23 protein-coding genes and 1 pseudogene are annotated in these 24,370 nt (G+C 71.9%); 9 read left to right on the top strand and 15 right to left on the bottom strand.

Annotated features, from left to right (window positions below; translation table 11 throughout):
• Positions 1–19 precede the first annotated feature (19 nt).
• Together ACYF6T_RS32245 and ACYF6T_RS32240 are read right to left on the bottom strand one after the other, a co-directional pair.
• Positions 20–1,030 (bottom strand): aldo/keto reductase, encoded by a 1,011-nt coding sequence (locus tag ACYF6T_RS32245; RefSeq protein WP_461700899.1) that lies wholly within the window; start codon positions 1,028–1,030, stop codon positions 20–22.
• 149 nt (positions 1,031–1,179) lie between these two features.
• Entirely contained in the window at positions 1,180–2,562 is a 1,383-nt protein-coding gene (locus ACYF6T_RS32240) for a glycine--tRNA ligase (protein WP_461700898.1), read from the bottom strand.
• Positions 2,563–2,733: 171 nt separating this feature from the next.
• Between ACYF6T_RS32240 and ACYF6T_RS32235 the strand changes: the two genes are divergently transcribed.
• The 4 genes from ACYF6T_RS32235 to ACYF6T_RS32220 are packed head-to-tail and all read left to right on the top strand — an operon-like array spanning position 2,734 to position 5,844.
• A complete protein-coding gene (locus ACYF6T_RS32235) occupies positions 2,734–3,690 on the top strand; it encodes a metal ABC transporter substrate-binding protein (RefSeq protein WP_461700896.1) in 957 nt (318 codons plus the stop codon).
• On the top strand, positions 3,687–4,466 hold the full coding sequence (locus ACYF6T_RS32230; RefSeq protein WP_461700895.1) for a metal ABC transporter ATP-binding protein: 780 nt from the start codon (positions 3,687–3,689) through the stop codon (positions 4,464–4,466). The genes ACYF6T_RS32235 and ACYF6T_RS32230 overlap by 4 nt, the downstream gene beginning before the upstream one ends.
• Positions 4,466–5,368 (top strand): metal ABC transporter permease, encoded by a 903-nt coding sequence (locus ACYF6T_RS32225; RefSeq protein WP_461700893.1) that lies wholly within the window; start codon positions 4,466–4,468, stop codon positions 5,366–5,368. Before ACYF6T_RS32230 ends, ACYF6T_RS32225 begins: the two co-directional genes overlap by 1 nt.
• A 59-nt stretch (positions 5,369–5,427) precedes the next feature.
• Positions 5,428–5,844: a Fur family transcriptional regulator gene (locus ACYF6T_RS32220; protein WP_461700892.1), complete on the top strand. Its 417-nt coding sequence runs from the start codon at positions 5,428–5,430 to the stop codon at positions 5,842–5,844.
• A 5-nt stretch (positions 5,845–5,849) separates the two neighbouring features.
• Here ACYF6T_RS32220 and ACYF6T_RS32215 read toward each other — a convergent pair whose 3' ends face one another.
• The 4 genes from ACYF6T_RS32215 to recO form a co-directional block, all read right to left on the bottom strand.
• On the bottom strand, positions 5,850–6,653 hold the full coding sequence (locus ACYF6T_RS32215) for a glycosyltransferase family 2 protein (RefSeq protein ID WP_461700891.1): 804 nt from the start codon (positions 6,651–6,653) through the stop codon (positions 5,850–5,852).
• Positions 6,654–6,720: 67 nt separating this feature from the next.
• Positions 6,721–7,020 (bottom strand): hypothetical protein, encoded by a 300-nt coding sequence (locus ACYF6T_RS32210; protein ID WP_461700890.1) that lies wholly within the window; start codon positions 7,018–7,020, stop codon positions 6,721–6,723.
• Positions 7,021–7,058: 38 nt separating this feature from the next.
• Complete coding sequence (locus tag ACYF6T_RS32205; RefSeq protein WP_461700889.1) at positions 7,059–7,895, bottom strand: isoprenyl transferase; 837 nt, start codon at positions 7,893–7,895, stop codon at positions 7,059–7,061.
• A gap of 24 nt (positions 7,896–7,919) precedes the next feature.
• Positions 7,920–8,666 carry a DNA repair protein RecO gene (gene recO / locus ACYF6T_RS32200; RefSeq protein ID WP_461700888.1) on the bottom strand — a complete coding sequence of 249 codons (747 nt, stop codon included), beginning with the start codon at positions 8,664–8,666 and terminating at the stop codon, positions 7,920–7,922.
• A gap of 129 nt (positions 8,667–8,795) precedes the next feature.
• On the opposite strand from recO, the gene ACYF6T_RS32195 reads away from it, so the two are divergent.
• From ACYF6T_RS32195 to ACYF6T_RS32185, 3 genes are all read left to right on the top strand, one after another.
• Entirely contained in the window at positions 8,796–10,448 is a 1,653-nt protein-coding gene (locus ACYF6T_RS32195) for an NAD(P)/FAD-dependent oxidoreductase (protein WP_461700887.1), read from the top strand.
• Positions 10,421–12,103: an NAD(P)/FAD-dependent oxidoreductase gene (locus ACYF6T_RS32190; protein ID WP_461700886.1), complete on the top strand. Its 1,683-nt coding sequence runs from the start codon at positions 10,421–10,423 to the stop codon at positions 12,101–12,103. Before ACYF6T_RS32195 ends, ACYF6T_RS32190 begins: the two co-directional genes overlap by 28 nt.
• A 92-nt stretch (positions 12,104–12,195) precedes the next feature.
• A complete protein-coding gene (locus tag ACYF6T_RS32185) occupies positions 12,196–13,677 on the top strand; it encodes an alpha/beta hydrolase (protein WP_461700885.1) in 1,482 nt (493 codons plus the stop codon).
• A gap of 2 nt (positions 13,678–13,679) precedes the next feature.
• On the opposite strand, the gene ACYF6T_RS32180 is transcribed toward ACYF6T_RS32185, so the two are convergent.
• Positions 13,680–14,771 (bottom strand): abortive phage infection protein, encoded by a 1,092-nt coding sequence (locus ACYF6T_RS32180; RefSeq protein ID WP_461700884.1) that lies wholly within the window; start codon positions 14,769–14,771, stop codon positions 13,680–13,682.
• Positions 14,772–14,855: 84 nt separating this feature from the next.
• Here ACYF6T_RS32180 and bla point away from each other — a divergent pair, with 84 nt between their 5' ends.
• Positions 14,856–15,764 carry a class A beta-lactamase gene (gene bla, locus ACYF6T_RS32175; protein ID WP_461700913.1) on the top strand — a complete coding sequence of 303 codons (909 nt, stop codon included), beginning with the start codon at positions 14,856–14,858 and terminating at the stop codon, positions 15,762–15,764.
• A gap of 23 nt (positions 15,765–15,787) precedes the next feature.
• On the opposite strand, the gene ACYF6T_RS32170 is transcribed toward bla, so the two are convergent.
• Genes ACYF6T_RS32170 through ACYF6T_RS32145 form a run of 6 tightly spaced genes read right to left on the bottom strand, consistent with a single transcriptional unit; the run spans position 15,788 to position 22,418 of the window.
• Positions 15,788–16,867: a DUF6879 family protein gene (locus tag ACYF6T_RS32170; protein ID WP_461700883.1), complete on the bottom strand. Its 1,080-nt coding sequence runs from the start codon at positions 16,865–16,867 to the stop codon at positions 15,788–15,790.
• On the bottom strand, positions 16,864–17,838 hold the full coding sequence (locus tag ACYF6T_RS32165) for an SCO2521 family protein (RefSeq protein ID WP_461700882.1): 975 nt from the start codon (positions 17,836–17,838) through the stop codon (positions 16,864–16,866). The genes ACYF6T_RS32170 and ACYF6T_RS32165 overlap by 4 nt, the downstream gene beginning before the upstream one ends.
• A gap of 1 nt (position 17,839) precedes the next feature.
• Positions 17,840–18,805, bottom strand: coding sequence for an SCO2522 family protein (locus ACYF6T_RS32160; RefSeq protein WP_461700881.1), 966 nt, complete (start codon positions 18,803–18,805; stop codon positions 17,840–17,842).
• Complete coding sequence (locus tag ACYF6T_RS32155) at positions 18,802–19,719, bottom strand: SCO2523 family variant P-loop protein (RefSeq protein ID WP_461700880.1); 918 nt, start codon at positions 19,717–19,719, stop codon at positions 18,802–18,804. The genes ACYF6T_RS32160 and ACYF6T_RS32155 overlap by 4 nt, the downstream gene beginning before the upstream one ends.
• Position 19,720: 1 nt before the next feature.
• Entirely contained in the window at positions 19,721–21,574 is a 1,854-nt protein-coding gene (locus ACYF6T_RS32150) for an SCO2524 family protein (protein WP_461700912.1), read from the bottom strand.
• Positions 21,575–21,605: 31 nt separating this feature from the next.
• Complete coding sequence (locus ACYF6T_RS32145) at positions 21,606–22,418, bottom strand: SCO2525 family SAM-dependent methyltransferase (protein WP_461700879.1); 813 nt, start codon at positions 22,416–22,418, stop codon at positions 21,606–21,608.
• 100 nt (positions 22,419–22,518) lie between these two features.
• Between ACYF6T_RS32145 and ACYF6T_RS32140 the strand changes: the two genes are divergently transcribed.
• Positions 22,519–23,001, top strand: a complete 483-nt coding sequence (locus ACYF6T_RS32140) for a GNAT family N-acetyltransferase (protein WP_461700877.1) — start codon at positions 22,519–22,521, stop codon at positions 22,999–23,001.
• 3 nt (positions 23,002–23,004) lie between these two features.
• Here ACYF6T_RS32140 and ACYF6T_RS32135 read toward each other — a convergent pair whose 3' ends face one another.
• Positions 23,005–23,436: a phosphatase domain-containing protein gene (locus tag ACYF6T_RS32135; RefSeq protein ID WP_461700876.1), complete on the bottom strand. Its 432-nt coding sequence runs from the start codon at positions 23,434–23,436 to the stop codon at positions 23,005–23,007.
• A 67-nt stretch (positions 23,437–23,503) separates the two neighbouring features.
• Positions 23,504–24,215 (bottom strand): annotated as a pseudogene (locus ACYF6T_RS32130) (FadR/GntR family transcriptional regulator).
• Between the last annotated feature and the right edge of the window lie 155 nt (positions 24,216–24,370).

Below are 24,370 nucleotides of genomic sequence, written 5' to 3'. Positions count from 1 at the left end.
ACGGTACCCGGCACGACGGTCAGCGTTCGCTGTCGAGCATGGTCATCTGCGCGGGGGCGTAGCGCTCGCCGGCCGCCGCGTCCGCCGGCACGGCCGCCTCGATGGCGGCGAGGTCGGCCGCGTCCAGGGTCACGTCCAGGGCGCCCAGGGCCTCGCCGAGCCGCTCGCGGGTGCGGGCGCCGGCCAGCGGCACGATGTCCTCGCCCCGGGAGAGCACCCAGGCGATGGCGATCTGCGCGACGGAGACGCCCTTGTCCTCGGCGATCTTGCGCAGGGACTCGACCAGGCTGAGGTTGTGCCGGAGGTTGTCGCCCTGGAAGCGGGGCGAGTGGGCGCGGAAGTCGTTGGCGGCGAAGCCCTGCTCGGGCCTGACGTGGCCGGAGAGCAGGCCGCGGGAGAGCACACCGTACGCGGTGACGGCGATGCCCAGCTCGCGCAGGGTGGGCAGGATCTTCCGCTCGGGGCCGCGGGAGATGAGCGCGTACTCGATCTGGAGGTCGGCGATCGGCGCGGTGGCGGCGGCCCGGCGGATGGTGTCCGCGCCGACCTCGCTCAGGCCGATGTGCCGGACGTACCCCCGCTCGACCAGTTCGGCGATGGCGCCGACGGTCTCCTCGATCGGCACGTTCGGGTCGAGCCGGGCGGGGCGGTAGACGTCGATGTGGTCGACGCCGAGGCGCTGGAGGGAGTAGGCGGCCCAGGTCTTCACGGCGGCCGGACGTCCGTCGAAGCCGTACCAGTCGCCGTCGGGGCCGCGCTGGGCGCCGAACTTGACGCTGAGCAGCGCGTTCTCCCGCAGGGCGGGCGGGGCGGTGCGCAGGGCCTCGGCGATCAGCAGTTCGTTGTGGCCCATGCCGTAGAAGTCGCCGGTGTCGAGCAGGGTGACGCCGGCTTCGAGGGCCGCGTGGATGGTGGCGATGGACTCGGCGCGGTCGGACTCGCCGTACGCGCCGGACATGCCCATGCAGCCGAGACCGAGGGCGGAGACCTGGGGGCCGGTGGAACCGAGCTTGCGTGTCTGCATCGTCATGCCACCACGCTGCCATGACAGCTGACAGATTTCAATATCTGTCAGCTGTCAGTTGTTAGTAGCCAGTCGCAGGCACCGACACCACGGCCCCCGACACAGGTCCGGAGAAGGACCCGTGTCGGGGGCCGATGGGCGGTGGGACGAAGGGCTCAGCAGCCGATCAGGCGGCCGGCCAGGTAGCCCTCGATCTGGTCGAGGGAGACGCGCTCCTGCTTCATGGAGTCGCGCTCGCGGACCGTCACCGCGTTGTCGTCCAGGGTGTCGAAGTCGACGGTCACGCAGTACGGGGTGCCGATCTCGTCCTGGCGGCGGTAGCGGCGGCCGATGGCGCCGGCGTCGTCGAACTCGATGTTCCAGTGCTGCCGCAGGGTCTGGGCGAGGCCCTTGGCCTTCGGCGACAGCTCCGGGTTGCGGGACAGGGGCAGCACCGCGACCTTCACCGGCGCCAGGCGGTGGTCCAGGCGCAGCACCGTCCGCTTCTCCAGCTTGCCCTTGGCGTTCGGCGCCTCGTCCTCGACGTACGCGTCGAGCAGGAACGCCAGCATCGCGCGGCCGACGCCCGCCGCCGGCTCGATGACGTACGGCGTCCAGCGCTCGCCGGCCTCCTGGTCGAAGTAGGAGAGGTCCTGGCCGGAGGCCTTGGCGTGGGAGCTGAGGTCGTAGTCGGTGCGGTTGGCGACACCCTCCAGCTCGCCCCACTCGTTGCCGCCGAACTGGAAGCGGTACTCGATGTCGGCGGTGCGCTTGGAGTAGTGGGAGAGCTTCTCCTTCGGGTGCTCGTACCAGCGCATGTTCTCCTCACGCAGGCCGAGGCCCGTGTACCAGTTCCAGCGCTGCTCCATCCAGTACTCGTGCCACTTCTCGTCCTCGCCCGGCTTGACGAAGAACTCCATCTCCATCTGCTCGAACTCGCGGGTGCGGAAGATGAAGTTGCCCGGCGTGATCTCGTTGCGGAACGACTTGCCCATCTGGGCGATGCCGAACGGCGGCTTGCGGCGCGAAGTGGTCTGCACCTGGGCGAAGTTGGTGAAGATGCCCTGCGCGGTCTCCGGGCGCAGGTAGGCGATGGAGCCGGAGTCCTGGGTCGGGCCGAGGTGGGTGGAGAGGAGGCCCGAGAACTGCTTGGGCTCGGTGAACTGGCCCTTGTTGCCGCAGTTGGGGCAGTTGACGTCCGCGAGGCCGTTCTCCGGCAGGCGGCCGTGCTTGGCCTCGTAGGCCTCCTCCAGGTGGTCCGCGCGGAACCGCTTGTGGCAGGAGGTGCACTCGGTCAGCGGGTCCGTGAAGGTGGCCACGTGACCGGAGGCGACCCAGACCTCGGGGGCCAGGATGACGGACGAGTCGATACCGACGACGTCCTCGCGCGACGTCACCATGTAGCGCCACCACTGGCGCTTCAGGTTCTCCTTCAGCTCGACACCGAGGGGCCCGTAATCCCAGGCGGCACGCTGACCGCCGTAGATCTCACTGCAGGGGAATACGAAGCCACGGCGCTTGCTCAGGCTGACGATGGTGTCGATCTTGTCGGCGGCCACGGTGCTCTCTTCATTACGACGACGGGCGACGAAGCGAGGTGCTTCCAGCGAATGCTTCAGGGTACCGGCGGGGGCTCCCCCTCAACCAAATCGGTTCCCCTCCTGCCCTCGCCGGGGCCCCGTCAGAAGGTTTGTTGACAACGGTTTCCATTTCTGTTGAAAATGACTGTCATGAACGTACGACGACAGCACATATCCGGCGTGGTCGTGGCGGCCGTCACCGCCCTGGGCCTGGGGACGCTCTCCGCCTGTTCCTCCGACAGCGCGGCGGCCGACACCGGCAAGTTCGACGTCGTCGCGTCGTTCTATCCGATGGCCTTCCTCGCCGAGCGGATCGGCGGCGACCACGTCCACGTCACCAGCCTCACCCAGCCCGGCCAGGAGCCGCACGACCTGGAGATCAGCGCCCAGCAGACCGCGCGGCTCCAGGAGTCCGACGCGGTGCTCTACCTCAAGAACCTCCAGCCCTCCGTCGACGACGCCGTCGCCCAGTCCGACGTGAAGACGAAGATCGACGCCGCCTCCCTCACCACGCTGGAGAAGCACGGCAACGAGGTCGGCGGCCACGCCGCCTCGCACGACGACCACGCCGACGAGGAACTCGCCGGCCTCGACCCGCACATCTGGCTCGACCCGGTGCGTTACGCCCAGGTCGCGGAGGGCGTCGGCAAGGCCTTCGAGAAGGCCGACCCCGGCCACGCGGCCGACTACAAGAAGAACACCGCGGCCCTGGTGAAGCGGCTCGACGCACTGAACACGCAGTTCAAGGACGGGCTCGCCGGCACGAAGTCCAAGGTCTTCATCACCACCCACGCCGCCTTCGGCTACCTCGCCGAGCGCTACGGCCTCACCGAGGAGGCCATCACCGGCCTCGACCCCGACTCCGAGCCCAGCGCGGCCCGCGTGAAGGCGCTGGAGACCATGGCGAAGGCCGACGGCGTCACCACCGTCTTCTACGAGACCCTCGTCAGCGACAAGACCGCCAAGACCATCGCCGCCGACGCCGGACTCAGGACGGACGTCCTCGACCCGATCGAGGGCATCACGGCCAAGTCCCGCGGCACGGACTACTTCTCGGTCCAGGAGGCCAACCTCAAGGCCCTGCGCACGGCTCTGGGAGCGAAATGACATCCGAGGACGGCATGACCGAGCCCGTGATATCCCTGCGCGGCGTCCACGCCGAGCTGGGCTCGCGCCCCGTCCTGCGCGGCATCGACCTCACCGTGGCCCGCGGTGAGGTCGTCGCGCTGCTCGGCGCGAACGGCTCCGGCAAGTCGACGGCCATCCGCACGATCATCGGGCAGGTGCCCGTCGCCGCCGGCGAGATCGAGCTGTTCGGGACGCCGCGGGGGCGGTTCCGCGACTGGGCGCGGGTGGGATACGTGCCCCAGCGGACGACGGCCGCGGGCGGGGTGCCGGCCACGGTCACCGAGATCGTCTCCTCCGGCCGGCTGGCCCGCACCCGCTTCGGCGTGCTGCGCGGGGCCGACCGCGCGGCCGTGCGCCGGGCCCTGGAGCTGGTCGGCATGGCGGACCGGGCGAAGGACTCCGTCAACGCCCTCTCCGGCGGCCAGCACCAGCGCGTGCTGATCGCCCGCGCGCTCGCCGCCGAACCCGAACTGCTGATCATGGACGAGCCGATGGCGGGCGTCGACCTGGCCAGCCAGGAGGTGCTGGCGCACACCCTGCGCGAGCAGGTCGCCCAGGGCGCCACCGTGCTGCTCGTCCTGCACGAGCTCGGCCCGCTGGAGCCGCTGATCGACCGCGCGGTCGTCCTGCGCGACGGCTGCGTGCTGCACGACGGCCCGCCCCCGAAGGCCGTGGGCCAGCACGCCCTGCCGGGCCACGACCACGTCCACCCCCACGAACCCGCCCGACCGACTCGCACGGGACTGCTGAGCTGATGGACATCCTCGACTACGCCTTCATGCAGCGGGCGCTGCTGGCCGCCGTGCTGGTCGGCATCACCGCCCCCGCGATCGGCATCTACCTCGTCCAGCGCCGCCAGGCCCTGATGGGCGACGGCATCGGCCACGTGGCGATGACGGGCGTCGGCCTCGGCTTCCTGCTGAACACCTCGCCGGTGTGGATGGCCACGCTGGTCTCCGTCCTGGGCGCGGTCCTGATGGAGCTCATCCGCTGGTACGGCCGCACCCGCGGCGACATCGCCCTCGCGATGCTCTTCTACGGCGGCATGGCCGGCGGCGTGATGTTCATCAACCTCGCGCCGACCGGCTCCAACGCCAACCTGACGTCGTACCTCTTCGGCTCCCTCTCCACCGTCTCGCCGTCGGACGTCACGGCGATCTGCCTGCTCGCGGGCTTCGTGGTGCTGGTGACGCTGGGGCTGCGCCGGCAGCTGTTCGCGGTCAGCCAGGACGAGGAGTTCGCCCGGGTCACCGGGCTGCCCGTGCGGGCGCTGAACCTGCTCACCGCGGTCACGGCCGCCGTCACGGTGACGGTCGCGATGCGGGTGGTCGGACTGCTGCTGGTGAGCGCGCTGATGGTGGTGCCGGTGGCGGCGGCCCAGCAGCTCGGCCGCAGCTTCGCCGCGACCCTGGCGATCGCGGTCGCGATCGGCGTGAGCGTGACCATCGGCGGCACCGTCACCTCGTACTACCAGGACGTTCCGCCCGGTGCGACGATCGTGCTGCTGACCATCGGCGCCTTCCTCGTGCTGACCGCGCTGGCCACCCCCCTCGCGCGCCGCCGCGCCCGCGCCGCGGCCGCCGCGCGGCCCGCCGGGGAGCCCGCGGAGTGCGTGATTCCGGCCAGTCGGGAGGCCACGGGCCAGGTCGGCGTCTGACCGGGCACAGCCCGGACTGGCACAATGTCCGGGCAGACCACGACGTGAGGAGGCAACCGGTGACGACCGCTGGACCGCCCGTGAAGGGCCGCGCCACCCGGCAGCGCGCCGCCGTGGCGGCAGCCCTCGACGAGGTCGACGAGTTCCGCAGCGCCCAGGAACTGCACGACATGCTCAAGCACAAGGGCGACTCGGTCGGGCTCACCACGGTCTACCGCACCCTCCAGTCCCTCGCCGACGCCGGCGAGGTCGACGTGCTGCGCACCGACGACGGCGAGTCCGTCTACCGCCGCTGCTCCACCGGCGATCACCACCACCACCTGGTCTGCCGCGTGTGCGGCAAGGCGGTCGAGGTGGAGGGGCCCGCGGTCGAGAAGTGGGCGGAGGCGATCGCGGCGGAGCACGGGTACGTCAACGTGGCGCACACCGTGGAGATCTTCGGCACGTGCGCGGAGTGCGCCGCCACCGCACGGTGACGCGGTCACGCTGACGACGGCATCGGCCTGCGCACGGTGCTGAACAGCCGGGACAGCACGGCCGAGCGGCCCTGGTCCGCGGTGTTCGGCGCGATGGCGGCCACGCCCGCCGCCAGCCACTCGTCCCACTGCGGGCGGTCGGCCGGATCCAGCCGGCCGTGCTCCTCGGCCAGGTCCAGGACCCTGGTGCCTATCTCGGTCGCCATCGAGCCGCCGTGGAAGCGGTAGCGGCTGCCGATCACCCCCAGGTGGCACACCCGCACCCGCCCGCCGGCCAGGGCGACGGAGATGTTGAGGAAGGTCTCCACACCGAAGTCCGACGGGAGTCCGGCGGCGCGCAGATGGCGGGTGCGCACGGCACGGTAGCCGGTGAGGGCGTTCGCCCCGTGGTGGCCGACCTCCGGGAAGAACCGGGCGGTGAGCGGCTCGTAGATGGTGAAGGTGGACGCCAGGATGGTGCCCGGGTGGTCGTACTCGTAGTCGCCGACGACGTGGTCGGCGCCGCCGTCGGCCGCGGCCGCGCGCAGCAGGGCGGGGACGTTGCGCTCGGAGCTGACGAGGTCGGCGTCGAGGAAGCAGACCCACTCGCTGTCCACCGAGGCCACGGCCAGCCGCATCGCGGCGCCCTTGCCGAGCGGGCCGTCGAGCACCTCCGCGCCGGCCTTGCGGGCCTGTGCGGCGGTGTCGTCGGTGGAGCCGCTGTCCACGACGAGCACCCGGTCGCCGGGGTGCGCGGCCGCCAGGGCCTGCTCGACGATCGTGGCCACCGTGGCCTCTTCGTTGTGCGCGGGAATCACGAACGTGAACAAGCGGAAACCCCCGTTGAGATCATTCGGTCGTTCACGATCTCCCCGTTGAGATCATTCCTTTCTGATCTTAAGTCGCACGGGTGCGCTGGTTGTTCCCGCCTACGCCCGGCCGAAGTCCGGCAGCCCGACTTGAAGGCACCTCCTTGCCCCGGCCGCTGAGGTCGCCGTACCCGACCGTGCTCATGGCCGCTTCGAGGGCCCGTACGTCGGGGCCGAACTCCTCGCCCGGCGCGGTGAGTCGGCCGTCGGCCTCGGCCTGGTCCCAGAGGGCGAGGACCAGGTCGCCGTCTTCGCCGTCGGTGGCGGCGCGGGTTCCAGCCGGCAGCCCTCCGACGACGGGGGGCGGCACCGGGGTGACACGCCTCATGCCCCGGATCGTCGACGATCTTGGTGAACCCCCGGTGGCTAGGGGGTGTCCGTCCCCTCCATCGCCAGCAGTTCCTCGTTCGGGACGGCGCCGCCGAAGCGGCGGTCGCGGGAGGCGAACTCGACGCAGGCGCGCCACAGATCGCGGCGGTCGAAGTCGGGCCACAGCACGTCCTGGAAGACCATCTCGGCGTACGCGCTCTGCCACAGCAGGTAGTTGGAGGTGCGCTGCTCGCCGCTGGGGCGCAGGAACAGGTCGACGTCCGGCATGTCCGGGTAGTACAGGTACCTGGCGAGGGTCTTCTCGGTGACCTTCGCCGGGTCCAGCCGGCCGGCGGCCACGTCCTCGGCGAGGGCCTTGGCCGCGTCCGCGATCTCGGCCCGGCCGCCGTAGTTCATGCAGAAGTAGAGCGTGAGCAGGTCGTTGCCCTTCGTCTGCTCCTGGGCGACCTGGAGTTCCTTCGCGACCGACTTCCACAGCCGGGGCATGCGGCCCACCCAGCGCACCCGGACGCCGAGTTCGTCGAGCTGGTCGCGGGTCTTGCGGATGAAGTCGCGGTTGAAGTTCATCAGGAAGCGGACCTCGTCGGGCGAGCGCTTCCAGTTCTCGGTGGAGAACGCGTACAGCGAGATGTTCCCCACGCCCATCTCGATGGCGCCCTGCAGCACGTCCAGCACGCGCTCGGCGCCGACCTTGTGGCCCTCGGTGCGCGGCAGACCGCGCTCCTTGGCCCAGCGGCCGTTGCCGTCCATGACGATCGCCACATGGTTCGGGACGAGCTCGCCCGGGAGCTTCGGCGCGCGGGCGCCGGACGGATGCGGCTCCGGCGTCCTGTACTCGCGGCGCTGCCGCCCCAGGATCCCGCGTACGACCATGTGCTTCTCGTCTCCTCTTGACGCTTACTTCTCTACGTAACGAAGCGAACGCAGCCCGCGTTCCAGATGCCAGTGCAGATAAGCGGACACCAGCCCGCTCCCCTCCCGGACGTACCGCGGCTCGCACGCGTCCGCGGTCTCCCAGTCTCCCGTAAGCAGCGCGCCGAGGAGTTCCAGGGTCTGCGGAGAGGGTACGACGCTGCCGGGCACCCGGCAGTCGACGCAGACGGAGCCGCCGGAGGCGACGGAGAAGAAGCGGTTGGGGCCGGGCATCCCGCACTTCGCGCAGTCGCCGAAGCTCGGGGCGTAGCCGTTGACGGCGAGGGAGCGCAGGAGGAAGGCGTCGAGGACGAGGTGCGGCGCGTGCTCCCCGTTGGCCAGCGTCCGCAGCGCGCCGACCAGGAGCAGGTACTGCTGCACCGCCGGTTCGCCCTCGTGGTCGGTGAACCGCTCGGCGGTCTCCAGCATGGCCGTGCCGGCGGTGTAGCGGGCGTAGTCCGTCACGATGCCGCCGCCGTAGGGGGCGATGGTCTCGCTCTGGGTGCACAGCGGCAGGCCGCGGCCCACCAACTCGCTGCCGCGCGCGAAGAACTGCACGTCGACGTGGGAGAACGGTTCGAGGCGGGCCCCGAACTTGGACTTGGTGCGCCGCACTCCGCGGGCCACCGCCCGCACCCGGCCGTGGCCGCGGGTGAGCAGGGTGATGATCCGGTCCGCCTCACCCAGCTTCTGGGTGCGCAGCACGATGCCGTCGTCGCGGAACAGACTCATGGCCCCATTCTCGCCTACGCGGACCACGGCGCGGGCGCGGTGCCCCGAGGCCACTGGCAAAACAACTCAGCGTCCGTAGAATTCAACGCGGGATGCATTTCCCGGCTGTCGATGGTCTGGAGGCCCGCGATGACGTACGACGTCGGTGTGATCGGAGGCGGCTTCGCCGGGCCCGTCCTCGCGGCCGTGCTGGCGCGCAACGGCGTGCGCACCCTGCTGCTCGACGCCGGGCCGCCCGCGGGCCCGCGCCCCGGCGAGACCCTGGTGCCGCTCGCGTCCTCGCTGCTGCGGGCCGTGGCCCGGCGCTACGACGTGCCCGAGCTCGAGGCGCTCGGTGCGCTGAGCTCGGTCGAGCGGGACGTCTCCGCCCGCTGCGGGGTGATGCGGAACATGGGGTTCGTCCTGCACCGCGAGGGCCTGCGCCAGCACCCCGGCGAGGTGTACCAGGTGGTCAACCCCAAGGTCGTGCCCGACCCGCCGCACCTCTTCCGCGAGGACACCGACGCCTACCTGCTCGCCGTCGCCCGGCACCACGGCGCCGACGTGCGCACCGGGCAGGTGAAGGAGGTGCGGATCGATGCGGACGCCGGCGCCCGGCTGCGGACCGCCGAGGGCGCCGGGTTCGACGTGCGGTACGTCGTCGACGCGGGCGGGCACGACGCGCCGCTGGCACGCGAGCTGGGCCTGCGGGACCAGCCGCCCGCGCCACGGCACCGCTCCCGCGCCCTGTTCACCCACATGACCGGCGTGCTGCCCTTCGACCACACCCCGGCGGGGCGGCTGCACGGCCAGCCCAGCCCCTGGCACGAGGGCACCCTGCACCACGTCTTCGACGGCGGCTGGCTGTGGGTGATCCCGTTCGGCAACCAGCGCCAGGCGGAGGGGAGTTCGCGGTGCAGCGTCGGCCTGGTCCTGCGCGAGCCGCCCGGCGCCGGCGACGGCACCTCCCCGCAGGCCGAGTTCGCGTCGGTGCTGTCCCGGTTCCCGGACCTGGCGGCCCAGTTCGCCCACGCCACCCCTCTCGCGCCCTGGACCGTCACCTCCCGGCTCCAGTACTCCTCCCACGCCGCCGTCGGCGACCGCTACTGCCTCGCCGCCCACGCCGCCGGGTTCGTCGACCCGCTCTACTCCCGCGGGCTCGCGCACAGCCTGGAGGTCGTCGGCGCCCTCGCCCGGCCGCTGATCGACGCGGCCCGCGACGGCGACTGGTCCACCGCCCGGTTCCGGCACGTCGAGGAGCTCCAGCGGGCCCGACTGGCCGCGCACGACGACCTCGTGTACGCGTCCTTCGTCGCGTTCCGGGACCACGAGCTGTTCAACGCGGTGGTGCGGGTGTGGACGCTGGGCACGGTGCTGGGCGCGCTGGCGGTGGAGAACGCCTGCGCCGCCTACGCACGCGACGGCGACGAGGGCGTCTTCGCCGCCGCCCCGCCCGGCGGTGAGCACTTCGCCTCCCTCGCCCCGCTCGCCCGCACCCTCTGCCAGGACGTCGAGGCCGGCACGCGCACCCCGCGCCAGGCGGCGGAGTCGATCTTCGCCGCCCTGCGCGCCGCCGACTACGTGCCGCCCGCCCTCGGGCTCGCCGACCCCGCCGACCGCTTCTTCCACAACACCCCCGCGCGCATGCTGCGGGCCGCCCGCTGGGTGCGCGCCGAGGCCCCCGAGGAGACCGCCGCCCTGCTGAAGGGAGCCATGGCCGGACTGGTCAGGGAGCGGCTCAGGAGCCGCCGACGACGACAACAAGGAGTCAGCACATGGAGCACCAGGGACGCAGCGCCCTAGAGCTGGAGAAGGAGACGTACGACGTCGCGATCCTCGGATCGGGCGTCGCCGGCTCCATCCTCGGCGCGATCCTCGCCCGGCAGGGCGTCAAGACCCTCTTGCTGGACGCCGGTTCGCACCCGCGGTTCGCGATCGGCGAGTCCACGATCCCGTTCACGCTGGTGTCGATGCGCACGCTCGCCGAGCGGTACGACGTGCCCGAGATCGCGCATCTGGCCTCGTTCACGGACACCACGCGCGCCATCGGGCCCCGGTTCGGCGTCAAGCGGCACTTCGGGTTCCTGCTGCACCACCCGGGCGCCCCGCAGAACCCGCGCGAGGTCAACGAGTTCAACACCCCTCCCCAACTCCTGCACGAGGCCGCCCACCTGTTCCGGCAGGACACCGACTCCTACCTCTTCCAGGTGGCGGTGCGCTACGGCTGCCACATCCGGCAGAACTTCTTCGTGACGGACATCGACTTCGACGGCTCCGGGGTGACGCTGGCGGGGAGCAACGGCGAGTACCGGGCCCGCTACCTGGTCGACGCGAGCGGCTTCCGCTCGCCGGTGGCCGACAAGTTCGGGCTGCGCGAGGACCCGTGCCGCTTCAAGCACCACTCGCGGTCCGTGTGGAACCACGTCGTCGACCTCACCCCGACCGACCGCATCTTCGACCACGTCCCGGAGAGCCAGCGCCCGCCCGTCCCCTGGTACGAGGGGACCGTGCACCACATGTTCGAGCGGGGCTGGGCGTGGGTGATCGGCTTCGACAACAACAAGTGGTCGAAGAACCCCTTGTGCAGCATCGGCATGACGGTCGACCCGCGCCGGTACCCCAAGCCGGAGGGCCTCACGCCGGAGGAGGACTTCCGGCAACTGGCCGCGCCCTACCCGGACATCGTGCGGCAGTTCCACGGCATGAAGCCGGTGCGCGAGTGGACGTCGACGGGCCGGCTCCAGTACTCCTCCCGGCAGACGGCGGGCGACCGCTGGTTCCTGCTCTCGCACGCGGCCGGGTTCATCGACCCGCTCTTCTCGCGCGGTCTGTCCAACACCACGGAGGCGCTGAACCTGCTGGCCTGGCGGCTGCTGCGGGCGGTGAAGGACGACGACTTCTCCGGCGAGCGCATGGCCCCCGTGGACCGGCTCCAGCAGGGCCTGTTCGACTACAACGACTCCCTCGTCAACTCGGCCTTCATCTCCTGGTGCGACTACGACCTGTGGAGCGCCGTCTTCCGGATCTGGGCGTGGGGCGCGAACGCGGGCGTCTACCGCATGCAGACCGCGCTGACGGAGTTCCGCAAGGACGGCCGCGACAGCCACTTCACCGACCTGGAGGAGGTGCCGTACCCGGGCCTGTACTGGCCCGACCACGAGGGCTTCGCCGACCTGTACGACGCGATGGTGCGCCAGTGCGAGGCGGTGGAGGCGGGCGTGGTGAGCGCCCAGGACGCGGCCGACTTCCTCTACGACCGGCTCCAGGCCGCCGACTTCGTGCCCAAGCACTTCGGGTTCGCCGAGCGGGAGGTGCGCTTCCTCAACCCGCGGCCCAAGACGCTGCTGCGGATGGTCCACTGGGCGGCGACGGAGGCGGACCCGGTGGTGCGCCGGCTGGTGCTGGGCAACGGCCGGGAGGCGGTGAAGGCCCGCCTGCGGGGCAAGAAGCTGCTGTGACCGGGAGCACTGGCCGGGTGGGGTAAACCCCCCTGCGCACAGGGCCGTTGGCCGGATGGGAGGGCCGGGCGGGATCCGGGAGGCTCGTCGGCATGAAGCAGATCACGCAGCGTGCCGCCCTGATCGCCGCCGCCTCCGGCATCGTCCTCGGTGCCGTCACCCCGCTCACCGCCTCCGCGGCCGGCGCGCCGTCGCCGCTTCGGTGGACGACGTGCGCGGGCACCGGCCTCGACCCCCGCCAGCAGTGCGCGACCCTCCGCGTCCCCCTCGACTACGCCCGCCCCGACGGCCCGACGATCGGCCTCGCGATCTCCCGCATCCCCGCCGAGCATCCGGCCGAGCGGCGCGGTGCCCTGCTGATGATCCCCGGCGGGCCCGGCGGCTCGGGCCTCGACGACCCCTCGCAGAAGGGGCAGAAACTGCCGGCCACGGTGCGGAACCGGTACGACCTGATCGGAATCGCCCCGCGCGGGAACGCCCCGTCCACCCCGGTCGACTGCGGTTGGGACCACGCCGACCTCGCGGCCACCACCCTGCGCCCCTGGCCCGCCGCGGACGGGTCCGTCGACGGCAACATGGCCGCCGCCCGGCGCATGTCGGACGCCTGCGCCCGCAACGGCGGCGAACTGGTGCGGCACATCAGCACCAGGAACAACGCTCGTGACATCGACCGCGTCCGGGCCGCGCTCGGCGAACACCGGCTGTCGCTGTGGGGCGACTCCTACGGCACGTACGTCGGTGCCGCCTACAGCACGATGTTCCCCCGGCGCACCGACCGCGTGGTCCTGGACAGCAACCTCACGCCCGACCCGGTGCTGGCCGAGCGCGCCTTCCTCGCCGGCTTCGAGACCGGCGTCGAGGACGTCTTCCCGGAGTTCGCCCGGTGGGCGTCGGCACCCGGCAATCCGCACCGCCTCGCCCGCACCGCCGCCGAGGTGCGCCCCCTCTTCCTGCGCCTGGCCGCCCGCCTGGACCGCGCACCGATCCCCTGGCCCGGCGCCAACCCAAAGGAGCTGAACGGCAACGTGCTCCGCCAGACGATGCTGAACGACTTCTACGACCCCGACGACTGGCCGGACCTGGCGAAGCTGGTCCTGGCCGCGCGTGAGGGCACCGTCCCGCCCGCGCCGTCGGACCCGCCCGACGACCTCCTGCGCAACGTCTACTCGGTGACCGCCGCCACCCTCTGCAACGACGTCGCCTGGCCCCGCGCGGCCTCCGCGTACCGGGAAGCCGTCGCCGCCAGCCGCCGCGCCCATCCCCTGACGGCCGGCATGCCCCGCAACGCCATGCTGTGCGCCGCCTGGCCGTACCGCCCGCAGGAGGCACCGGTGCGGATCACCGACCGCGGCCCCTCCAACATCCTGCTGGTGCAGAACGAGCGGGACATGGCGACCCCGCTCGGCGGCGCCCTGAAGATGCGCGCCGCCCTCGGCCGCCGTGCCGTCATGGTCGTCAACGACGCCACCGGCCACGACGCCTACCTCGCCAACGGCACCCGGTGCGGCGACGAGACGGTCTCCCGCTTCCTGGCCACCGGTGAGCGGCCCGCGGCGGACGTCCTCTGCCGCTGAGCTCACCCGCCGTAGTGCCGCGCCAGCGCGTGGAACGCCTCCTTCGGCTCCCAGTGCCATCCGGAACGGGGGTCGTCGGGGCGGTCCTTGACGGTCTTCGTGATGCTGTAGCTCGCCATGTCGAGGTCCTTGCGCGGGTCGTCGGCGCGGTGCGGGGCGTCCGGGGTGACGAACTCGAAGGCCATCGCCGCGTACAGGCCCATCGACTCGAAGACCTCCACCAGGCCGGCCAGGTAGGTGGCCTGGGTGTGTTCGCTGCGTACGAGATCGCCTTTGATCTCTCCCTTGTCGTAGTCGACGACGTCCCAGCCCATGCCGCCCGCCTCGGGCGCGCCGACATACGTGCACGTGCCGAACTCGGTGATGGCGAGGGGCTTGCCCCAGCGCAGGTAACGCCTCAACTCCCGTACGTGGTCGGCGCGGTGGCGGAAGTACGAGTAGTAGTCGATGCCGACGACGTCGAACAGCCGCCAGTCGACCTCGTCGTCCTGGGCGGCCGCGTAGCCGAGGGTGCCGTGGAAGACGTCGCGTCCCAGCGCCGCCGCCCGGGCGGTGAAGCGGTCCAGGCGGCGCTGCATCCGCACGGGGTCGAAGTCGCCGTTCAGCAGGGTGCGCACCCGTTCCAGGACCGTGTCCCCCGGCACGATCCCCGGCACGAACAGCCAGAACTCGCAGCCCACGCTGAGGTCGACGCTCGCGCCCTGCCGCCGCAGCCGCTCCGCGAACCGGCCGCACTCGGCGAGGTGGTCCAGGATGTCCCGCTCGGGCGCGTCCGCCAGGGTCGGCTGGAGCCAGACGTGCAGTCCGCGCTCGGCGGCCTCGGCGGCGGTGGCGGTGAGGCGTTCGACGCCGTCGCCCGTGACGTCGACGGTGTCGGCGTGCAGGTCGTCGCGCAGGACGCGGAGGTCCCGGCGCATCCGGGCGGCGCTCCACGCGGTCCCCGGCGTCTCGCCCGCGCCGACGGTGTAGACGACTCCCCGGTGCCGCAGACCGTGACGTCCGGTGGCCGCCGCCGGCCGGGACGCGGCGGCGAGCGCGGCGGCCGCCGTCCCCGCGAGGAACCGCGCCCTGGTGATCCCCTTCGTCTGCTCCATCCCCTCACTGTGCCGGGCCCGCACCCGCCCCGCCGTCCGCCGAAGGTCTACGGCCCGGCAACCAAGGAATGACGCCGGGCGTCGATCACAGACGAAGACGGACGCCCGAACACAGCGAAGGAGACCGCGATCCCAGCCCGACGCACCCTGCTCGCCGCAGGCACCGCCACCGCCGCCGTCCTGCTGACCGGCGCACCCGCGCACGCCGGCACCACCGACCCCTTGCGCGCACTGGAGCGCGCCCACGGCGCCCGTCTGGGTGTGTACGCGCACAACGTGCGCACCAGGCGCACCGTCGTCCACCGCGCCGACGAGCGCTTCCCCCTGTGCTCCCTGTTCAAGACGCTGGCCACCGCGGCCGTCCTGCGCGACCTGGACCGGCACGGCGAGGTGCTCGGCCGCCGGATCCACTACACCGAGGCCGACCTGGTGGACGGCTCGGACCACACCCGGGAGCATCTCGCCGACGGCATGACCGTCGCCGAACTCGCCGACGTGGCCATCCGCTACAGCGACAACACCGCCGGCAACCTGCTGCTGCGCGAACTGGGCGGCCCCACCGCGGTCACCCGGTTCGCGCGGTCGATCGGCGACCCGGTGACCCGGCTCGACCGCTGGGAGACGGAGCTGAACTCGGCCGAGCCGTGGCGGGTCAGGGACACCACGACCCCGCGCGCCATCGGACGCTCGTACGCCCGTCTCGTCCTGGGCGATGTCCTGGCCCCCGACGACCGCGCCCTGCTGACGCACTGGCTGCTGACCAACACGACCAGCGGCAACCGGCTGCGCGCCGGGCTGCCGGCGACCTGGACGGTCGCCGACAAGACGGGCGGTGGCTCCTACGGCGCCGACAACGACGTGGGCGTCGCCTGGACCCCGGACGGCACCCCCGTCGTGATCGCCGTCCAGGTGACCAAGGACCGGCAGGACGCGGAGCTGGACCACGCGCTGATCGCGCAGACGGCGGCCTTCCTGGCCGGCGTGCTGGGCTGAGCCGGCCTGCCGGGCCGCTCCCCTCAGCCGGCGGACCCCGTCGGTTCGTCCGTCGGCTGCGGGAAGCCCTGGTGCGGCAGGCGCAGTGTGGCGTCCCACAGGCGGGTGAACTGCCTGAGGCGGTGCTCCACGTGTCCGGGGCGGGCGTTGAGGGTGGTCTTGGCGTTGACGTCCTTGGTGTCCTGGTCGATCTCGTAGGACAGCTCCCGGTCGAAGAGGATGAAGTCGCACTTCGTGCCGAGCTGCGCCCAGGGCGGCAGTTCGGACAGGGCGACCAGGCGGGCGTCGATGCCCAGGGCGCGCTGGTTGCTGCACAGGGCGCGCAGTTCCGCGTCGATGTCCTCGGGGTTGTTGGCGAGGAACAGCCGCCGTATCTCCACTCCGCGGGCGATGGCGTCGCTCTGCGCCTCCAGGTAGCGGGAGGCGGGTTCGCTGCCCCAGAAGTCGTGGTCGACGGAGGTGCTGGTGGCGTCCAGGCTGTGCTTGATGCAGTGGGTGAGGCCGATGAGCCAGTCCTGGTTCTCGCCCAGGCAGTCGGCGCTGCGGCTGCTGAGGTTCTCCAGCAGGCCCGCGAGCCGTTCGATCTCCTCGCTGGCGAAGGTCTTCAGCGTCTCGTTGTTGAGCTTGCCGCACTCGGTGGCCCGGCGCGCCAGCCGGATGACGGCGTCCGAGCGCAGCACCGAGCGGTCGACGTTGCTGAACAGCTCGGTGGCCGCGTTGATGCGCCGGAAGCGGTCGTCGACCAGGTCGGTGAGCGCGTTGTGGTGGCTGACCAGGTTCTCCTTGACGTCCCGGATCAGGCCGGACTGGCTGGTCTCCATCTCCTCCAGGCGTTTTTCGAAGTCGACCAGGTACTGCACGATGAGCGCCGCGCCGCCGATGACGACGGAGGCGGTCAGGTTCCACACGTCGCTCTGCTGTTTCTTGTCGAGCGCGTTGGTGACCAGCAGGGCGATGACGAAGACCAGCGCGGTCACGATGATCTTCACCAGCACCGGAGGCACCCGCAGTCCCCTCGGCTCGGGCCGAGGGGGCGTCGGGGCGGCCGGCGGCATGGTCGTCGTGGTGCTGGGCGTCGTCGTGCTCGCCGGTGCTCCGTTCATGTCTTCTCCCCCGTCGGGATTCGCAGGATCGGAAGGGCGTTGAGCAGGGCCAGTCGGTCCCGGACCCGTTGGACGAGGCTGTCCCACTGGCGGGTGAACCCGGGGTCCTGTTCCAGCACGTCCCACAGGGCGCGCAGGGCGCGGTCGCCGCGGGCGCGGGGCATCCACAGGTGGATGAGGTGTTCCACGGCGGGACGCAGGGCGGCCACCGCGGTGGGGCCCTCGACCGGCCCGAGCCGCCCGTCCAGCAGGCGGACGACCGTGGTGAGCAGCCAGTCGTGCAGGGCGAAGTCCTCGCACAGCGCGGCGACGGCGGCCGGTTCGGTGCCGGCCGGCACCCGCAGGCGTACGGTGCGCAGGTCGTCCTCGGCGAGGGTGAACTCCTCGAGGGCGGGGCCCTCGCCGTCCGCCGCGGTCAGGGCGGCCCAGCGCAGGCGGGTGCGGCGGGACTTCTTGAAGGGCACCTGCTGGTCCAGCAGCGGGTGCCGGACGAGGGGGGTGAGCACGCTGTCGGCGATCAGGCCGAGGTCGAGCTCGCCGGGCCGGGCGCCGGCCAGCACGCCTTGGGCGGCCTCCTGTTCGGGGAGCTTGCCGAACGGCTCGACCACTCCGGGCCGTATCAGGTAGTGCCCCCAGGGCCGGCGCCGGTCGGGCCCCTCGGCGGGGGTGCGGAAGTGGGCGGTGGTCTGCAGGACGCGGCCCTCGGTGAGGGCGGCGCGGACGGCGACGGTGCCGACCACGCGCACCTTGCCGCCGTTGGAGGTGGGCAGGCGGCAGTCGACGCCGGTGAGGGTCTGCGGGGAGAGGGCGTAGAGGTTGGGGCGTTCGGAGACCAGGACGCGTTCGTCGGCGCGCAGCCGGAGGAGCTGGGCGGCGGCCCGGGCGTCCAGCGGCTGCAGCGAGGGCAGCAGGCAGGTGCGGACCTCGCCGCAGGCCAGGACCGTGGGTGCCGCGTCCGGCGGGGCCGTCATGTCAGGGCTCCGAGTAGAACGCGTAGGAGACGCGCTCGGCGATCGAGTCGGGGATCGGGAGGCGTTCCTGGGCGGCGCGGTCGGCGGCCTGGGCGACGGCGCCGGCGTCGACGTGGGTCTGGTCCAGGATGATCCGCACGGCGTGCTCGACGGGCAGGAAGCGGGCGGGCAGCACGGAGCAGGTGCGGTAGGCGCTGAAGGGGGGCGCGGCGGGGTTGAGGCGGACGAGGGGCGGTAACTCGTCCCAGTCGCGCGGGAATCCGCCGGGGCCGGCGTCGCGCGGGGTCAGCACCGGTTCGCCCTCGTTGCGCAGCAGGCCGAGGCGGGCCAGCTGCCAGACGGCGGCGAGGAGGGGGCAGGACCAGGTGCGCTCGCCGTCCTTGCCGTCGTCCCACAGCTCGACGTCCAGGAAGATCGAGTGCCGACGGGCGGCGGTCTCGACGGGCGGCTGCCAGGCGGGCGCCTGCCGCATGGCCTGCGGGGTGCGGGCGGCGGGGCTGCGGCGGCCGTTGGCGAGCCAGCCGCTCAGGCTCACCGGGGGGCGGGCGCCGTGGCTGCCGGGCGGGGGCGACTCGACGAGGCGGGCGGTGACGGCCTGGGCGAGCGGGACCTTGTCGGCGACGGCGCAGCCCGACTCGCGGGCCAGGTAGTCGATGGCGAGCCCGGCGCGTTCGGCCTCGGCGAGGACGAGCGGCAGCAGCTCGGCCGGGGTGGAGAAGCGGGTGAAGTAGTCGTCGACGAGGAAGCAGGTGCTGATCCTCGGGCGTTTGCCGCCGGCGCGGGCGGTGAGGTCGGCGCGGGCCGCCTCCGCCCAGGGCCGCACCCGCGCGAAGTGCTCGCGCAGTCGCTCGGCGCCGCCTTCGAAGTCCTCCATGTAGAGGTGCCCGAGCTCCAGGGAGAGGTGGGAGAGCGGCACGGCCTGGGTGCGGGGCTGTGCCGTGGTCTCCCGGAAGACTGCGTCCGTCACGGCTGCCCCCAGTGGATGTCGTCGGTCAGCCGGCGGGCGATCTCCTCCAGGGCGTCCAGCGTGTCCTTGGTGGCGATCTGGGTGCCGACGACCTCCTCCTCGGTGATGAGCTGCTCCTGCCATTGCAGGATGGGCTCCAGCGGTACGGTGCCCAGCAGCACGCTGTCGCCGACGCCCCGTTCGGCCGCGAGCCGGCGCAGGCGTTCGTCGGCCTTCTGCATCCACACGGACTGGGCGGGCGTCACCCGGGACCACAGCGAGGAGTCGGGGTCGGGTACGGCGGCCCGCACGAACCGGACCAGGGACCTGAGCCGTTCCCGGTCGTGCCCCTGGGTCGCGCCGCAGTCGAGCAGGCCCCGGTCGCCGAAGACCAGCCCGGCCGCGGCGATGACGTGCTGCCGGGTCCAGCGGTGGAAGACCACCCAGCGGGACTCGATGGCACGCAGCTCGGGCAGCGCGGTGACCTTGAGGATCATGTCCATCGCGTAGCTGCGGCCGGCGCTGAGGTCGACGAGGATCAGGTCGAACTCGCTCTCCAGGCGCAGCAGCAGGTCCGCGCAGCGCTGGACGGCGTCGTCGTCGACGGCGAACTCGCCGCCTCCTATGTCGCCGGGCAGCAGGACGAGCCGGCCGATGCCGGTGGGCATGCGGCGCAGTACGGGGTGTTCGGTGCGGCGCCAGACGTCGATGCGGGCCGGTTCGCCGCTGTCTCCGGTGAGGTAGTCGTGCAGTCCGCCGCTCTCGACGCCGCGCAGCACGTCGGGGACGTCGAAGACGGCGGGCGCGGTGGGCGAGCCGAAGTCGAAGTCGACGTAGGCCACGTCGTCGCCGGCCAGGGCCCGCTGGTAGGCGAGGTTGGCGCTGGTGACGGAGCGGCCGGTGCCTCCCTTGTCGGAGGCGGCGAAGACGAGCACGTCACACCTCCCCGGAGGCCGCGCCGCGGGCCTGGGCGAGGGTGTCGAGTTCGGCGAGGACGCTCAGCGCCAGGGCGCTCGCGGTGCCGGGCTGGCTGCCGGCGAGTTCGTCGGCGCGGCGCAGCCGGATCTCGATCTGGCGCAGGGACTTGACGAGGTCGCTGTCGGCGACGGCGGCCGACTGCATCTGCTCCTTGCCGAAGCGGTGGGTGGCCTCGGAGAGCAGGGCGGTGGCGAAGGCGGCGAGTTCGGGGCTGCGGATGGGCTCACGCGCGTAGAAGTTGTGCGCGACGACCATGCACTCGGTGAGGCGTTCGGTGATGCTCCAGGACACCGGGCCCTCGGGCTTGGGCGCGGTGGGGTAGACGGCGCTGGCGTCGTCCCACAGGTCGGTGCCCTCGCCGTCCTCGATGCGCCGCTGCCACAGGTGCTCGAAGGTGTCCTCGGCGAGCCTGAGCAGCCGGTCCTGGGTGGGGGTGGTGCGGGAGAGGGCCGCCAACTGGACCGTCCGTTTCAGCAGTTGGGCGGAGAAGTCGGTGACCGTCCACTGCAGGGGCGGGCCGAGGCGCTCGCTGCCCTGCAGGGGCAGGGTGATGCCGGGGCTGTGCAGGACCAGGGACGGGTCGTCGCGGGTCAGGGGGCTGGTGATGCGGCCGCGCTCGGCGAGGCGTTCCATCACGGAGACGGTGCGGGCGAGTTCCTCGTCGCCGGCGCGGCGGCGGACCAGGTCGTGGACGACGAGGGAGGCGACGGAGAGGGAGAAGTACTCGGATTCCAGGCGCTGGAAGGTGGTGCGCCAGGGGATGTCCTCCAGCGGCCAGCGCTCGCCGCTGAACCGGGCGATCTCGGACCAGTACTGCTGGGTGACCGTCCAGCGCAGGCGCAGCGCCTCGGCGAGCATCTGCTGCTCCTCGTTGAGCAGGCCGAGGGTGAGGGTGCGGTCGGAGGAGAGGTCCTGGATGCCGTCGAGGGCGACGACGGTGAAGTACAGGTAGGGCACGGGGTCGGCGACGCCGGGTGCCGTGGAGCCGAGGTGTTCGCCGGTGCCGCCGGCCTGCTCGACGGCGGGCGCGTCCTTGACCACGCCCCAGGCCCAGCCGCACTCGAACATCATGCTCTCGTCCCTGAGGCCGTCGGCGACGTCGATGCCGAGCGTGATGCGGTTGGCGATGGTGGCGCGCAGGGCGCGGAAGCGGGTCTGGAACTGCTGCAGGACGGCGCGTTCGGACAGCCGGCGCTGGCCGAGGGTGCGGCACAGGCGCCGGCCCTGGGTGGTGTCGGCGTCGAAGACGTTGACGGTGAAGGAGCGCAGCAGGCCGACCATGGCGGCGGTGAGCCGCTCGCTGGTGGCCCTGCGCAGGTCGTCGACGGCTTCCCGTACGTCGGAACGGACCGTGGTCTGCGCGAACTTGTCGAGGAAGCCGAGGGTGGCGAGGCAGAGGGTGACGGACATGGAGAAGGAGTCGACGACGCCCAACTGGCGTTGTTCCTCGGTGATGTCCTGCTGGGGGTCCTGGGAGGTGAAGTAGTAGCCGCCGGCGAAGGCGGGGGTGCCGTCGGGGGTGGTGTGCCGGCGCATGAACTCGCCGAGGGCGGTGACCAGGGCCGTCGGGATCTCGGTGCGCCCGCCGGCGGAGCGGAGGGCGCGCTGGACGTCCTTCTGGGTGGTGTCGGGCTCGTCGAGGCGGAACTCGGGGATCTCGGTGGCGGGGTACATCAGGCACAGGAGCCGCTCGGCGTCGGCGACGCTGCTGAGACCTCCCCAGTCGCCCCAGACCCAGCGGCCGCCGTCGAAGGAGTGGCGGGCGATCGCCTGCCAGATCTCCAGCAGATGGACTCTCGGCTTGATCTGCATCCCCATGCCCCTCCCACAGGTCGCGCCAGTATCAGCTTGTGGCGTCCCGCTTCCCGCAGGCCAGAATGATTCCCGTGTGGCCGGGCCGCACCATATGGCTCACTTCGCTCAGCCGTCGCGTCTCGACCTTCTCGGCGAAGTTGCGGAAGCTTTCCTTCACCTGTGCCTCGTCGACGTCGCAGGCCGGGAAATGACGGTTGCCGACGTCATACCCGGTGGAGCCCTCCATGAACGCGGCGGCGAAAGGCGCGCCGGGGGCGAGGATCCGCATGAAGCATTCGACCGCGCGACGGAACTCGTCGTGCGAGGTGGAGATGGATTCGGCCACGAAGAACATCGTTCCGATCTGCCAGCGGCCGTCGAGACGGCGAGAACCGAACAGTCCGCGGCGCCGCAGTCTGAACAGATCTCCCTTTTCGACGCGGGTCACGGTGCGGAATTTATCGGTCCACTCGCCGTCGATGCGGTCGTAGGCCTGGTCCTTGCGCAGGACCTCCCAGAAGCTGTCCCAGGCCGGGTCCACACGGTTTTGCTGGTCACGCAGGTAGCGGACGTTCTTGGGGGCGCGCTCGAAAAGGGTGATCTCCCGGCACCAGGGCAGCATGGTCATCGCGGGATAGAGATTGGCCCCTGCACCGATGTCAATACCCAGAACCGGTCGTTCTACATACTCGCCATGCTCGCGGAAATGATCGCTGAAGTGGTTCCGGACGAACGAGAGGATCTCCGCATCCGCGTCGAGAAGTGCGCGGTAATTCTGGTCGAGATAGGCGCTGGGGTCGAAGTCATCCCATGGTGCGTCGGCATTGAGCACGTGGGAGTCGACCGGAGCTCGGGAGGTCATGCTCCAACCTACCAGACGGAGACAGTCCAATTCACAATAACGTACGTGTTTGCGAGAGTGTCCAGGTCGACAAAATGACTTAGTTCTTTCTGGAGGCGCCATGACCGCACTGCCCGCGCGTCGAGCCACCCGCCGGCGACTTCGGCTCAGGCGCGTCACGGAGGCGGATCTCGACGCGCTGGCCCTGCTCGACCGGGAGACCTTTCCGGAGGAGCCGTATCCCTACTTCGTGCTCCGGCAGATGTACGACGTCTACCCCGACCACCTGCTCGTCCTCGACGACGGCACCGAGCTGAAGGGGTACGTGCTGGTGGGGACCGCGCCGGACCGGAGCCGGAGCTGGATCCTGGGGCTCGGCATCACGCGGGACGAGCGCGGGCGCGGGTACGGCCGGCGGCTGATGCTGAAGGTGCTGGAGATGCTGCGGGGCCTTCAGGTGCCGGAGGTGCTGCTGACCGTGGCGCCGTCGAACACGGCGGCGATCCAGCTCTACGAGACGCTGGACTTCAAGGCCGAGGACAGCGTCCGCGAGGACTACTTCGGCCCGGGTGCCGACCGGCTGGTGATGCGCCGCCGGCTGTGACGGTCAGCAGAAGCGGCGCACGTACGCCCGCTGCCAGGGCGTCTCCACCGCCCGCCGGTCGTAGTGCGCCCGTACGTACGCCACCGCCTCCCGCCCCGGCACCCCGTCCAGCACCGCCAGACAGGCCAGCGCCGTCCCGGTCCGCCCCCGCCCGCCCCCGCAGGCGACCTCGACCCGCTCACCGGCGGCCCGCTCCCACACCTCGACGAGGGCGGCGCGGGCGGCGGCAGGGTCGGCGGGGAGCCGGAAGTCGGGCCACCGGATCCAGCCGGACTCCCAGGGGACGGGCGCGGGCCGGCGCCCGAGCAGATAGAGCCCGTACGAGGGAAGGGGCTCGGCCGGGTCCAGCGGGCGCCGCAGACCACGCCCCCGCACGAGCCGCCCCGACGGCAACCGGAGCACGCCCGCGTTCCGCTCGCTCCACCGCTCCCCCATGCGCCCCTCCTCGACCGACGTGCCCCCATCGCACCACATCCGGCGCCCGGCGGGTCCGCCCACGGCCTCACCCGGACCCTCGGACCTCCTTCGAGGCGGTGGTGCCGACGTCGTGGAAGTGGATCGCCACGGCGCGGCGGGCGCTCTCGGCGTCGTGGGCGCGCAGGGCCGTGACGATGTCCCGGTGGCGGCGGGCCGTCACCTCGGCCGGCGGGTCGCCGGTGCGGCCGCGGGCGCCGGTGACGCGGCGGAACACCGTCCAGAACGCGCCGAACAGCTGCGGCACCAGCGCGTTGCCGAGCGGGGCGTACAGCAACTCGTGGAACCCGCGGTCGAGTTCGAGGAAGGGCAGCCTGGCCCGCCCCGCCGCCTCCATGCGGTCCACCACCGCCTCCAGCCGGTCCGGGTCGGCTTCCGTGAGCGTCGCGGCCACCCGGAGGATCAGCCCCTCCTCCAGCACCTCGCGCACCTGGAGGATCTCGGCGAGCGCGCCGGTGCCGTCGTCGTGCCGGGCGAGGGTGCGGAAGGTCGGACCGTCGACGAGCGGGGCGAGCGAGGCCCGGCCGACGCAGGTGCCGTGACCGTGCCGGATCTCCACGATGTCGAGGGCCTGGAGCGCCTTGAGGGCCTCCCGCACGGAGTTGCGGCCGACGCCGAGGTCCGCCATCAGCTCGGTCTCGGTGGGCAGCGGGGCGCCGGGGCCGACCCGCCGGTCGAGGCAGCTGGACGACCGCACGCCGGCTCCGGTGGTTCCTGGGCTCCCCGGCCATGCGCGGCATCGTGGGGGCGTCGGACATCCCACGTCCCACCTCTGGTCTGACGACGAGTCAATCCGGCCATTTCGCAACGCCATTGGTCCGACCTGTGACGGTTGCACCCATTCGTGTGTGATGCCTTGACCGTCCCATCGGCCCCACCTAGGGTCGCCGCTGAG

The sequence above is a fragment of the Streptomyces sp. 7R007 genome (assembly GCF_054850255.1).
The sequence above is the reverse complement of the archived record's forward strand: the minus strand, read 5'-3'. Positions and strand labels throughout refer to the sequence as shown.

What these genes read in the sequence shown, in the direction of transcription:
- ACYF6T_RS32245 (WP_461700899.1), bottom strand. Translation starts at nt 1,030, where the DNA reads ATGACGATGCAGACACGCAAGCTCGGTTCCACCGGCCCCCAGGTCTCC.
- ACYF6T_RS32235 (WP_461700896.1), top strand. Translation starts at nt 2,734, where the DNA reads ATGAACGTACGACGACAGCACATATCCGGCGTGGTCGTGGCGGCCGTC.
- ACYF6T_RS32230 (WP_461700895.1), top strand. Translation starts at nt 3,687, where the DNA reads ATGACATCCGAGGACGGCATGACCGAGCCCGTGATATCCCTGCGCGGC.
- ACYF6T_RS32225 (WP_461700893.1), top strand. Translation starts at nt 4,466, where the DNA reads ATGGACATCCTCGACTACGCCTTCATGCAGCGGGCGCTGCTGGCCGCC.
- ACYF6T_RS32210 (WP_461700890.1), bottom strand. Translation starts at nt 7,020, where the DNA reads ATGAGGCGTGTCACCCCGGTGCCGCCCCCCGTCGTCGGAGGGCTGCCG.
- ACYF6T_RS32205 (WP_461700889.1), bottom strand. Translation starts at nt 7,895, where the DNA reads ATGGTCGTACGCGGGATCCTGGGGCGGCAGCGCCGCGAGTACAGGACG.
- recO (WP_461700888.1), bottom strand. Translation starts at nt 8,666, where the DNA reads ATGAGTCTGTTCCGCGACGACGGCATCGTGCTGCGCACCCAGAAGCTG.
- ACYF6T_RS32195 (WP_461700887.1), top strand. Translation starts at nt 8,796, where the DNA reads ATGACGTACGACGTCGGTGTGATCGGAGGCGGCTTCGCCGGGCCCGTC.
- ACYF6T_RS32190 (WP_461700886.1), top strand. Translation starts at nt 10,421, where the DNA reads ATGGAGCACCAGGGACGCAGCGCCCTAGAGCTGGAGAAGGAGACGTAC.
- ACYF6T_RS32185 (WP_461700885.1), top strand. Translation starts at nt 12,196, where the DNA reads ATGAAGCAGATCACGCAGCGTGCCGCCCTGATCGCCGCCGCCTCCGGC.
- ACYF6T_RS32180 (WP_461700884.1), bottom strand. Translation starts at nt 14,771, where the DNA reads ATGGAGCAGACGAAGGGGATCACCAGGGCGCGGTTCCTCGCGGGGACG.
- ACYF6T_RS32170 (WP_461700883.1), bottom strand. Translation starts at nt 16,867, where the DNA reads ATGAACGGAGCACCGGCGAGCACGACGACGCCCAGCACCACGACGACC.
- ACYF6T_RS32165 (WP_461700882.1), bottom strand. Translation starts at nt 17,838, where the DNA reads ATGACGGCCCCGCCGGACGCGGCACCCACGGTCCTGGCCTGCGGCGAG.
- ACYF6T_RS32150 (WP_461700912.1), bottom strand. Translation starts at nt 21,574, where the DNA reads ATGCAGATCAAGCCGAGAGTCCATCTGCTGGAGATCTGGCAGGCGATC.
- ACYF6T_RS32145 (WP_461700879.1), bottom strand. Translation starts at nt 22,418, where the DNA reads ATGACCTCCCGAGCTCCGGTCGACTCCCACGTGCTCAATGCCGACGCA.
- ACYF6T_RS32140 (WP_461700877.1), top strand. Translation starts at nt 22,519, where the DNA reads ATGACCGCACTGCCCGCGCGTCGAGCCACCCGCCGGCGACTTCGGCTC.
- ACYF6T_RS32135 (WP_461700876.1), bottom strand. Translation starts at nt 23,436, where the DNA reads ATGGGGGAGCGGTGGAGCGAGCGGAACGCGGGCGTGCTCCGGTTGCCG.